Source organism: Pradoshia sp. Z6_59 (genome assembly GCF_058267515.1).
The window spans coordinates 35664-47144 of the sequence record NZ_JBZCPP010000011.1; the positions used below are offsets into that span (position 1 = coordinate 35664).

The 11481-nt window shown below is 36.7% G+C and carries 8 protein-coding genes; 7 read left to right on the forward strand and 1 reads right to left on the reverse strand.

Features of this window, described 5'->3' with window-relative positions:
* Positions 1-146 precede the first annotated feature (146 nt).
* The 4 genes from AC4D4B_RS12630 (at position 147) to AC4D4B_RS12645 (ending at position 5090) form a co-directional block, all read left to right on the forward strand.
* Positions 147-2042, forward strand: coding sequence for a peptidase S8 (locus tag AC4D4B_RS12630; RefSeq protein WP_491000072.1), 1896 nt, complete (start codon positions 147-149; stop codon positions 2040-2042).
* 55 nt (positions 2043-2097) lie between these two features.
* Positions 2098-3273, forward strand: coding sequence for a processed acidic surface protein (locus AC4D4B_RS12635; protein ID WP_491000073.1), 1176 nt, complete (start codon positions 2098-2100; stop codon positions 3271-3273).
* A complete protein-coding gene (locus AC4D4B_RS12640; protein ID WP_491000074.1) occupies positions 3273-3875 on the forward strand; it encodes a class D sortase in 603 nt (200 codons plus the stop codon). Before AC4D4B_RS12635 ends, AC4D4B_RS12640 begins: the two co-directional genes overlap by 1 nt.
* A 177-nt stretch (positions 3876-4052) precedes the next feature.
* Positions 4053-5090 (forward strand): LCP family protein, encoded by a 1038-nt coding sequence (locus tag AC4D4B_RS12645; RefSeq protein ID WP_491000075.1) that lies wholly within the window; start codon positions 4053-4055, stop codon positions 5088-5090.
* Positions 5091-5384: 294 nt separating this feature from the next.
* Here the strand turns inward: AC4D4B_RS12645 and AC4D4B_RS12650 are convergent, their stop codons facing one another.
* A complete protein-coding gene (locus AC4D4B_RS12650; protein WP_491000120.1) occupies positions 5385-6440 on the reverse strand; it encodes an MraY family glycosyltransferase in 1056 nt (351 codons plus the stop codon).
* Positions 6441-7443: 1003 nt separating this feature from the next.
* On the opposite strand from AC4D4B_RS12650, the gene rfbA reads away from it, so the two are divergent.
* Genes rfbA through AC4D4B_RS12665 form a run of 3 tightly spaced genes read left to right on the forward strand, consistent with a single transcriptional unit; the run spans position 7444 to position 11471 of the window.
* Positions 7444-8343, forward strand: coding sequence for a glucose-1-phosphate thymidylyltransferase RfbA (rfbA, locus tag AC4D4B_RS12655; RefSeq protein WP_491000076.1), 900 nt, complete (start codon positions 7444-7446; stop codon positions 8341-8343).
* A 19-nt stretch (positions 8344-8362) separates the two neighbouring features.
* Positions 8363-9415, forward strand: coding sequence for a dTDP-glucose 4,6-dehydratase (gene rfbB, locus AC4D4B_RS12660; protein ID WP_491000077.1), 1053 nt, complete (start codon positions 8363-8365; stop codon positions 9413-9415).
* A 52-nt stretch (positions 9416-9467) separates the two neighbouring features.
* A complete protein-coding gene (locus tag AC4D4B_RS12665; protein ID WP_491000078.1) occupies positions 9468-11471 on the forward strand; it encodes a CDP-glycerol glycerophosphotransferase family protein in 2004 nt (667 codons plus the stop codon).
* Positions 11472-11481 lie beyond the last annotated feature (10 nt).

The following is an 11481-nucleotide window of genomic DNA, read 5'->3' on the forward strand; positions in this document are numbered from 1 at the left end:
TTTCTACTAATCTCCTATTTTATAGTAACACAGGAAAAAGTAGTAAGACAGACATTTCGACAGAAATATGGTAAATTAGTAAGAATTTAGAAATAAATATGTGGTAAAATGAAGGTAACTACGGAAAATGTGGAAGGGAACTAGAAATGAAAAAAATAATCGCTTTTGTCCTATTTTTGTCACTCGTTATTAGCCCGCTAGCGCAGGTGGATGCATCAGGAAAGGGTCAACAGTCTGCGGCAGCTGATGAACGTGTAATTGTGAGAATGGTAGACTCTAAGATTCTCAATCAATTTTTGAAGTTTGGTGCTCAATATCTGGAGAAGAAATCTAATTTAATTACACTGGATAAACCAAAGAATAAATCTATGCAATCATTTTTAAAGGAAATAAAGAAAAATCCAGGTGTGCTTTATGCTGAACCTGATTATAAGGTTCAATTGCTTGCGAATCCTACAGATCCTGAATTTCCGAAGCAGTGGCATTTAACTAAAATTGGAGCAAGCCAGGCGTGGGATTCTTCAAAAGGATCAAAAACCAATGTAGCTATATTGGATGATGGGTTTGACTTACAGCACCCTGATCTGAAGGGTCACTTCATTAAACCGTATGATGTTCTGACTGGATCTAAAACATCCATGCCTGTTAGTCAACATGGTACTCATGTATCTGGGATTATCGCAGCGTCTATTGATAATGGTGTTGGCGGTACAGGTGTAGCACCAGAGACAAAAATCATTCCGGTTAACGTATTCTTTAAATCAATGGCATTTACGTCAGACATTATTAAAGGTATTCAATATGCAGTGAATTCTGGTGCTGACATTATTAATATGAGCCTGGGGACTAGTCAGTATTCAAAAGCTTTTGATGAAAGTGTACAGGCTGCCTATAAAAAAGGAGTCCTTATAGTAGCTGCTTCAGGAAATGAATCATTAGCGGAATCAAGTTATCCAGCTGCTTTCAAGAATGTGCTCTCTGTTGCGGCAACAACAAAAAATGATACAAAAGCATATTATTCAAATTATGGAGCAACGATTGATATTGCGGCACCGGGAAGCGAGATTGTCTCTACTTTGCCTAAAGGTAAATATGGAAAAATGTCAGGAACATCAATGGCTTCACCCGTGGTCGCTGGCGTAGCTGCGTTAATTTTGGCTAAAGAGCCTCATTTGACGAATGAACAGGTGGCTTACCGTTTAAAACAGACAGGTACTGCCATGAAACATCCAAAAACGAACAAATATTATCACTATAAGAGAGTAAACGCCCAAAATGCACTGAAGTATCGTTTACTAGCTTCTCCACAAGTAAGCCAGATTACGGATAAGGATACAACGGTCACCGTATCTTATAAATCAGCATTTAAAGGAAACATCCTGGTTTCCGGCAAAAAGTTAAAAACAGTTGATTATACAGGGCCATTCACAGTCAAGCTAACTATTCCTAAGCAAAAAGCCAATCAGGCTGTTTCAGTCAAATTGGTGGATGAAAAGGGAAATGAAAGCTGGCCGGTAAATAGGAAGGTAAAGGATGTAACTGCGCCAGGTAAACCAACCGTAAACATGGTGAAGGACAATAGCAAAACCATCACAGGTAAAGCTGAAGTGGGAGCATCCATTACAGTTAAAAAAGGGAGTGCCATTATCGCTAAAGGCAAAACTGATAAAAAGGGCTTGTTTAAGACTTCAATGAAATCCCTGCTAAAGGCTGGCACCAAGCTAACCATTCAAGTAACAGATAGCGCTGGTAATAAAAGTCCAGCAGTAACCGTAACGGTTAAAGATAAGACAGCTCCAAAGCTTAAGCAAGTGAATAAATTTACGAATCAATCAACCTCAGTGAAAGGCACATCGGAACCAAATACTAAAGTCACCGTTAAGGTTGGGAAAAAAGTAATTGGCTCAGGGAAGGCAGCTAAATCAGGGGTGTTTTCCATTAAAGTAAAAAAACAAAAGGCCAACACGACTTTACATGTTTATTTGAAGGATTCGGCTGGTAATACAAGCAAGGCCATTAAATTAAAGGTAAAGAAAAAATAGATATATAGTAGATGTATTACCCAAATTTTAAATGTTGAACTATAGGGGGAAGAACATGAAACGTGTCCTGGCGATTTTAGTAATGTTTACAGTGTTAATGGCTTTTATAAAGCCAGATGTCAGCTTAGCGGCCATTAAAGAAGCAGATTTAGAGGCGTTTAGTAAAGCTGAAGGCTTCAAAAATGCTGAAGAATTCAAGAACTATTATCTGCATTATTTCTATGATTATGAATTAGAAGAAATCACTTCGGTTGACGAGTTAAAGCGAATCTTAGGTCCAAGGCTTACTGAAGCTAGTGTAGAAAAGCTTATATTTGAGTATGGATTTAATGATCGTGAAGAACTGACTGAGATGTTGATCGGATATGATGAACTGGAAAAAGGCAAAACAATTGAGGAAACCTTTATTTATTTGAATGCACTTAACGGTATTTTGTATTTCTTCGAGGAAAGACAGACTCCCATTACGGAAGAAAGCTTAAATGAATTTTTGGATAACTTCGGGTTGACTCTTGATGAGTTAAAACAACTTCTGGCTAAAAATGGGGATAGCCTGGATAACTACGAGTACATTGAAGATTTAGAGGCTGCATACATTAAATATAGCAGTTATGATGAAGTTGCTGGCGGTCTGGAGGAACTTGGGCTGACAGAGGAAGAGATCGAAAAATTACTCAAGCATGTCCTCTCAATTGATTTTGAGGATCCTGCTTTAGAAAAGCGAATGATGGCACTTTTAGAAAGATTAGACTCACTTCCTGATTTTGATAGTGCATCTGATTTAACTCAAGCTCAAATAGAAGAAATAGCTTCTGTTTTCACAGAGCTTTTGGATATTCTTCAATTAAAAGCAAAGTACTATCTAGTGAAAGATGGGGAGAAAACAATAACACTTTCTTTAAAAGAATTGCTTGTATTGGAAACAACAAATGGTGCTGATTTATTGGTTGAATTATACAGCACTAGCGGAAATTTTCTGGCAGACATCATAATTACAGCAGATATGTTTGGTTCTGATCTGATTAAAGATGAAGTGAAAGAGATTGCAAAGCCGATTACAAAGCCAATTGCAAATCCTGTAAAAAACCCTTCAAAAAAAGTGGACAGGACCATCAAAGGTGGTAAATTGCCAAATACAGCAGGAAATTATGCCGGAGGAATTCTCGCGGGTATGCTATTAATTGGTATTGGCTCTGCCCTATTAATTAAAAGAAAAAGGAATGCAGCTTAATGAAAAGAAAAAGATTATCCTTCTCTCTGGCGCTTTTGCTCATCATATCTGGTATTGGGCTGGTTAGTAAGTATAGTCTCCCTTTTTTTAGAACGGCAGATTCACCAAAAGAAGAAATAAAAGAGACGGTGGTATCAGAGCCGATTGTCGTCGAAAAGAAGAATGAACGGGAGCCTGAACAAGAGCTTTATAAGGCTTATCCGGAGGACGGTGAAACCTTTGGAGAGCTGGTTATCCCAAAAATCTCTGCCACCTTGCCTATAGTGGAGGGAACGGATGAGGATGAGCTTGAAAAAGGTGTAGGTCATTATGCTGACAGCGTCCTCCCGGGAGAAAAAGATAATTCAGTCCTTTCGGGGCATCGTGATACGGTTTTTCGTAAGCTTGGTGAAGTTGGAGTTGGAGATAAACTGATTGTCAAAACATCGGCAGGGGAATTTATCTATAAGGTCCATAAAGTACGAATCGTTGATGCTGACGATCGTACAGTGATTGTTCCTAAACCGCGTCCGACATTAACTGTAACGACTTGTTATCCGTTTGATTATATAGGTGACGCACCTGATAGGTATATATTGGTAGCTAATCTGGTAGATGAATGACTTTTTAACCACTTGTAAACTTAGTTTCAAGTGGTTTTTTAGTATTATTTGGTTAATAATGTATAGATTTGTAGAGGTAACAAAAAAATAAATTTACTGTATATGATAAAAAGGGTACAATTGTAATTGATAAAAAACTGGATAACACTTTTTTACTATAGATGAAGGAGAAGGATGATGCAAAATAGGCATACAGTACGTCGTAAAAGACGTAAAAAATTAAAAAAACGTCGTATTCTGGCACTGATATTAATTCCTGTTCTTTTGGTTGTTTTAGCTGGAGGAGGCTATGCAGCATATTTATACTATAAAGCTTCAAATGTTCTGTCTGATTCTTATGACGGTACTTCCAGTGAACGTGGTGTAAACCCGGCAAAAGATAATGTTTCCGTATTATTTATGGGTGTTGATGATAGTGATGTAAGGAACAACGCTAAAGGATCCAGAACGGATGCGCTAATGCTGGCAACGTTTAATGATAAAGATAAAACGGTGAAACTTTTAAGTATTCCTCGGGATTCATATGTCTATATTCCGGGAAAAGATAAAAATTCAAAAATCACACATGCCCATGCATATGGCGGTGTAAAATATACAATTGATACTGTTGAAGAATTGCTGGACATACCAGTAGATTATTATGTAAAAATGAATTTTAACGCTTTTGTCGACGTTATTGATGCATTGGATGGAATTGAAGTAGAGGTGCCATACACATTCTCTGAGCAAAATTCCAAGGATCAGAAAAATGCCATTAAGCTCGAGAAAGGTTTGCAAACTCTCGATGGAGAAGAAGCATTAGCTCTTGCTCGTACGAGAAAGCTTGATAACGATATCGAACGTGGTAAACGACAGCAGGAAATACTGAAAGCAATCGCAGCGAAAGCAGCATCTGTTTCATCTCTTACAAAATATGCGGATGTTATAGAGGGTATTGGTAATAATATGACAACCAATATGACGTTTAAAGAAATGAAGAGTTTTACAAGCTATGTTTTAGGTGGTAAAGGCTTAACAATTGAGAATGTAAATCTTGAAGGAGCTGACTCCTATATTAACGGTACTTATTATTACCAGTTAGATGATGAGTCTGTTGTGTCCGTGAAGAATGAACTTCAAGTACACCTCGGTCTAAAGGAAGACGTTCAGCCGAGTAGCACGACACCAGTAACTAATGAAACAGAAGAACTGGACAATACAACAACGATTGAATAATAAAGGACAAGACCCCCAAATTGAACTGGGGGTCTTTTTCATGTGTAATTTTGTTTGTAATGAAGCAAGCTATTAGCATAATTGTTTTATGCAATATGTAGCTGAATTTTTGGCTTAGCGGAGTAAACATAATCCTTTTAAAGAATCGATTAGTTGAGACACAACGTTTTTGTCCACGCAAAAACACCTCCGAAACAACACTTTTTATAAGTGTACCATTTCGAAGGTGTTCTATATTATCTCAAATATTTAGGTTAGTCTACATGTACGACGACTATTTCTATCAGTCTAGTATTATGAACGATTTTTTACATTTACGAAAAGCTTATGGAGCGGTCGATAGTCCTCTCCTAAGAGGCCAATTCGTTCCACGAGTAATTCAAGGCAAATCAGTAATGCGGCAATTAGGAATATTGCACCCCATAAAGTGGCCATACTGAATAGGAACGCTGCTACTCCGAAAGAAGCTGCCATTACATAAATTAATAGAACCGTAGTTCGGTGTGAATAGCCTAACCGCAATAAGCAGTGATGCAAATGCGATTTATCTGGTGCAGAAAGTGGTTTCTTATGAAGTGCCCTTCTGACAATCGCATAAAATGTATCAGAAATCGGAACACCCAAAATGACAATTGGAATAATTAAAGAGATTACTGTTACATTTTTGAATCCCATTAGGGAAATAACTGAAATCATAAAGCCAAGGAACATGGCACCGGTGTCACCCATAAAAATCTTGGCAGGGAAGAAGTTGTATTTTAAAAATCCAAGTGTACTGCCCGCCAATACCAAGGCAATCAATGCTACAAACATATCACCAATTTTAAAGACTGCCATACCGGAAATGGTGAGCAGCGCAATGGTGGAAACTCCGCCAGCTAAACCGTCCAACCCATCTATTAAATTAATGGCATTTGTTATCCCAACAATCCAAAGTACAGTCAACGGTATAGCTAAGTATCCAAAGTGAATCTGCTCACCAAATGGAGTATTGATGAAGTTCAGTTGGATTTTGCCGCCAAGTACAATAATAAGAGCAGCAATAATCTGACCTATAAGCTTCGTTTTTGGATTTAACTCATATATATCATCAAAAATGCCAAGAATAATGATTACAAAAGCCCCGAGCAATATAGCTGTAAATGTTTTAGAGCTTGCAAGGTTCGGAGTAAAGATAGGCATGGTAATCGCAAAGCTTAAAAAGATAGCTAGTCCACCCATGCTTGGCATAATTTTAGAATGTACTTTTCTATTATTAGGTTTATCGGTTGCACCGATTTTAAATGCTAATTTAATAACATAAGGGGTGATGAGTATGGTCAAGCATATGGCAACTAAAAAAGCTGCGATCAATAACAAAATAGCCACCCTCTATCTATATACATCTGAGTAATACTTACCCACGATGTTTAATGTTAAAACGAGATAAAGAAATAATTTTGATTATTACATTCATGCAGAACGCATTCTTATCTCATTTAACAATTATATACGGTTTGCGATAAAACCTCTACTAAAAAATAAAAACAGCAATATATTCTTACAAAATACACCAAGATAAGAGTATTGAATCGATGATTTTCATAGATTGTTAGAGGATTCATTGTTAACGCTTATTTAATACTTATCATATTTATGCGGATCTTATGTGATATATGAACAATATTTCACTTATGGTTTTATAGAATTTATAGACATGTCCTTTAGTAAATCAAGTTTGCTGTAATGACATAGAATTGAGAATTCGATTAGCTACAAATCGAGATGTGAGTTGAGTAAAATTCCTAAATCGCTGATTAGTGATGGTGGGTGGTTTTGGAGAAGAGATGGGATGTCCAAAATACCTGTTTTTGATTATTTAAATGGAATTTATCGGTTTTTCGACTAGAATGAGCGAAATCTACGATAATTGAGCTAAAAATAGTGGTGAGCGAAAATATCCTGTGAAATGTGTGACCTCCTGTATATATGGCGAGCAAACTCATGAATACACAAGGGAGTATCTTTAGCCAGAATGATACGAGAATTAATTTTGCTTTGTAATTCTGCAGGTTTCGTATTACTATTTAGGTTATAAGGGAAAAATAACCAACATTATAATATGTTGGAATTTGTTGTTTATCCATTTAAAATGTCGTATGTCCCATCACAGAACTGTTAATTAATCGAATCTCCATCAAGAAAAGACAACTAGACTAGTAAACATTCCGCTTCTTCGTGCTATTTAACATCATGAGAGATTGCCTATTTATTAGGTGAAATTCAAAAATTAGATACCTATTTTCATATGAAGATTATAAATATCATTCAGTATCTTAGTTAGCAAAAAAAATGAAAAAGGGTGAATTGACGAATGAAAGGAATTATCTTGGCTGGAGGATCTGGAACAAGACTTTATCCTATTACAAAAGCAATATCAAAACAATTAACGCCTATTTATGATAAGCCAATGATTTATTATCCGTTATCTGTCCTGATGCTTGCAGGCATCAGAGAAGTCTTAATTATCTCCACTCCGGATGATAAACCACAATTTATGCGGTTATTAGGGGATGGCAGCAGCCTCGGGATGAAATTTACTTATAAAGAACAGACAGAACCCAGAGGTTTGGCTGATGCGTTTATTGTCGGTGAAGAATTTATAGGGGACGACCGTGTTTGTCTCGTTCTGGGCGACAATATTTTTTATGGGCAAGGATTAACTGAGGCATTATCGAGGGCTGTGGCTGTAGAAAAAGGTGCTGTCATTTTTGGATATTATGTAAGTAATCCGCGTGCCTATGGCGTTGTTGAATTTGACGAAAACGGCAAAGTTCTCAGCCTGGAAGAGAAGCCGGAGAATCCTAAATCTAATTATGCGATTCCAGGCCTCTATTTTTATGATAATGAAGTGGTAGAGATTGCAAAAAATGTGTTGCCTTCCGATCGGGGAGAAATTGAGATTACTTCGATTAATGAAGTGTATCTCAAAAAAGGTGAACTGAAGACTGAAATTCTCGGACGTGGAATGGCCTGGTTGGATACAGGTACCCATAGTAGTCTGCTGCAGGCAGGTAATTATGTGGAGGCCGTGCAAAACAGGCAGGGTTTGTATATTTCCTGTATTGAGGAAATTGCATACAGACAGGGATATATCAATAAGGAAAAATTGCTCAAGCTTGCGGAAGCTCAGGCAAAGACGGATTACGGGCAGTATCTTTATCATTTGGCAGAGACGGTATCGGAAAAAAGCAATCACGTAAGTACCTATTAATTGGAGGATGTAAATCTATATGAAAACATATTTAGTTACCGGAGGGGCAGGCTTTATTGGATCCAACTTTATCTTATCTATGATGAAAAAATATCAGGATATCCAACTGATTAATATAGACAGCCTTACCTATGCAGGAAATCTAGAAAATCTTAGAGAAGTTGAACATTTACCTAATTATCAGTTTAAGCAAGTAGATATATGTGATAAAAAAGCGATTCAGGAAATTTTTGCTGAACATGATATTGATTATGTTGTTAACTTTGCAGCTGAGTCTCATGTGGACCGCAGCATTAGAAATCCGGAAGTATTTGTGCAGACAAATGTTTTAGGAACGGTGAACTTGTTGAATGCTGCGAAAGAAGCTTGGTTAATTGGTGATGATCAGTATATGAACGGTAAGAAATATTTACAGGTTTCAACCGATGAGGTATATGGTTCATTAGGAGAAACAGGCTATTTTATGGAGACTACACCGCTTGATCCGCATAGTCCTTATTCCTCAAGTAAGGCATCTGCAGACTTGATGGTAAAAGCCTATTTCGATACATATAAAATGCCTGTTTGCATTACAAGATGTTCCAATAATTATGGACCATTCCAGTTCCCTGAGAAATTAATTCCGTTGGTCATTCACAATTGTTTAAATCATCACGATATCCCTGTTTATGGAGATGGACAAAATATCCGAGATTGGTTATTTGTAGGTGATCATTGCAAGGCAATCGACATGGTGTTACATGATGGAAGAATAGGAGAGGTATACAATGTTGGCGGTCATAATGAACGTACAAACATCCAATTAGTCGAAACCATAATTAATTATTTAAACAAAAACGTAGACCAAGAGATTGGAGAACATCTTATTTCTTTTGTAGAGGATCGTAAGGGTCATGATCGAAGATATGGTATAGATCCTCAAAAAATAGAGAAAGAATTAGGTTGGACACCTGAAACAACATTTGAAGTTGGTATTGAGAAGACCATTGACTGGTATTTGAATAATAAAGAGTGGATGGATCACGTTACGAGCGGTGAGTATCAATCTTATTATACAGATATATACAAATGATTCGGGAATAACCTAACAAAATTTTTGGGGAAGCTGCGAGGAGATATAATTAATGCGAAAAATAGCTAAAAAGCTGGTCAGCTCAGTCAATTTAAACCATCGTGTTGAGGATATACAGATATCGGAAAAACACCTTTTACTCCAATATAAGACGAGACCTAGCTTGTTGACGCGTTACGTGATGATTAAGGATCGCGAATCTGGTAGACGGATATATAAAAAGCTTACTACTAACGAGATTTCAGTTTCGTTGGATGAACTGGCGGAAGTAAATGCAAATGGTAAGTTGGATTTCTATCTATCCTGTTTTTTACTATCCAAACGATTTATGAAGCGAACAAAGTTTAATGACAAACTGAAACGAATCCATTATGTCGATGAAAAGAAGCAAGAAAAGTTCATGATTCAAAAGACGGTTCAACATAATCTATCGATGCAAATTAGACAAGTGACATTTGATGTTAAGGTAGATGATTTGAAAAGTGTAGGCCAGAATTTCTTTGTGGAGGGGAGGATTGAAAGCTTTAATAATCAATCTATCCAAGTAGCTGAACTTCTTTTAACTAGAAGAGATTCAAATCGCACATATGGCTATAAAAGCGACATCCTGCCGTCATCAAATCGGGATAATACCTATACTTTCAAGGGCATTATATTCCTTGAAAAATTAAAAGAAGATTTAATTATGAATTCCAGATGGGATGTATCCCTGCAATTAAGAGATGAGAATTCAAATGTCATTTATAAAGAGCTGTTAAATTTGCAGAGCTATCGGGAATTTCCAAGGGAAGAAGAACGGTACATCATTCAAGTGAAGGACTTTAATAAGCATCTGGCTACTCTTTACGCCACTATGGGAAGCAATAGTATGGCGCTTTGGTACACGGATCAAAATCAGTTTGAGAGAACCTACACGATTGCTAAAGGAAAAAGTGTCTATAATGAGACCTGCGAGTTGGAGTCGTTGAATGAAAAAATGGTATTTTTCGAGAGTTTCTTCGGCAAAAACTATTCAGGCAATCCTAAATATTTATATGAAGAGATGTTAAAGGATCCAAGATTCAAGGGATTTACTTTTGTTTGGAGTTATTCAGGCAATCACCCAGAGGCAATTCCTGGACAGCCAATTTTGGTTAATAGGGATTCAGAGGAATATTATAAGTATTTGGCTCGTGCAAAATATTGGGTAAGCAATATTGTTATCCCTGTTCATCGAAAAAGAGAGGGAAATGTCTATATTCAAACATGGCATGGAACTCCGTTGAAAAAGCTGGGCTTTGATATAGATATTGAAGGACCGGAAACATTGGCAAGAGAAAACTTCTATATTGAATCCAGGAACTGGGATTATTTGGTTGCGGCAAACCATTATTCAAGCGAGATTTTCAAACGTGCATTTAAATTTAATAAAGAAATGCTCGAGTTTGGGTACCCGGCAAATGATCTTTTTTATCGTCCTGATTTAGAGGAGCAGGTGAAGCAACTGAAGAAAAAATTGAATCTGCCTGCAGATAAGAAGATTATTCTTTATGCGCCTACCTGGAGAGACAATGAAATGGTCAATTCCTGGGAACATTCCTTCCAGCTTCAATTTGATTTGGAGAAATTCTATCAAACTTTAGGTCAGGAATATGTTCTGATTTTAAGAATGCATCATTTGGTTTCTGACTCCTTACAAATCAATGAAAGGCATCGTTCATTTGTATATGACTTCTCTAAATATGATGATATTCAAGAGTTATATACATTGGCAGATTTATTGATTACTGACTATTCATCAGTATTTTTCGATTACGCAAATTCTAAAAAGCCTATTCTCTTCTATGCCTATGATTATGAACTCTATAAAGAGAATATTAGAGGGTTCTATTTGGATATGAAGAAAGACTTGCCGGGACCTGTCCTACAGACTGAACAGAGATTACTAGAATCAATCGTCCATATCGACAAAGTGCAAAAAGAATATAAATCTAAGTATGAAAAGTTTTATGAGGAATATTGCCAGTTGGAAGATGGGAAAGCAGCAAAAAATATTATTCGCAAAGTTTTTTCTTAAAATAATACCC

Coding starts and splice junctions, on each gene's coding strand:
- AC4D4B_RS12630 (WP_491000072.1), top strand. CDS start 147: ATGAAAAAAATAATCGCTTTTGTCCTATTTTTGTCACTCGTTATTAGC.
- AC4D4B_RS12635 (WP_491000073.1), top strand. CDS start 2,098: ATGAAACGTGTCCTGGCGATTTTAGTAATGTTTACAGTGTTAATGGCT.
- AC4D4B_RS12640 (WP_491000074.1), top strand. CDS start 3,273: ATGAAAAGAAAAAGATTATCCTTCTCTCTGGCGCTTTTGCTCATCATA.
- AC4D4B_RS12645 (WP_491000075.1), top strand. CDS start 4,053: ATGCAAAATAGGCATACAGTACGTCGTAAAAGACGTAAAAAATTAAAA.
- rfbA (WP_491000076.1), top strand. CDS start 7,444: ATGAAAGGAATTATCTTGGCTGGAGGATCTGGAACAAGACTTTATCCT.
- rfbB (WP_491000077.1), top strand. CDS start 8,363: ATGAAAACATATTTAGTTACCGGAGGGGCAGGCTTTATTGGATCCAAC.
- AC4D4B_RS12665 (WP_491000078.1), top strand. CDS start 9,468: ATGCGAAAAATAGCTAAAAAGCTGGTCAGCTCAGTCAATTTAAACCAT.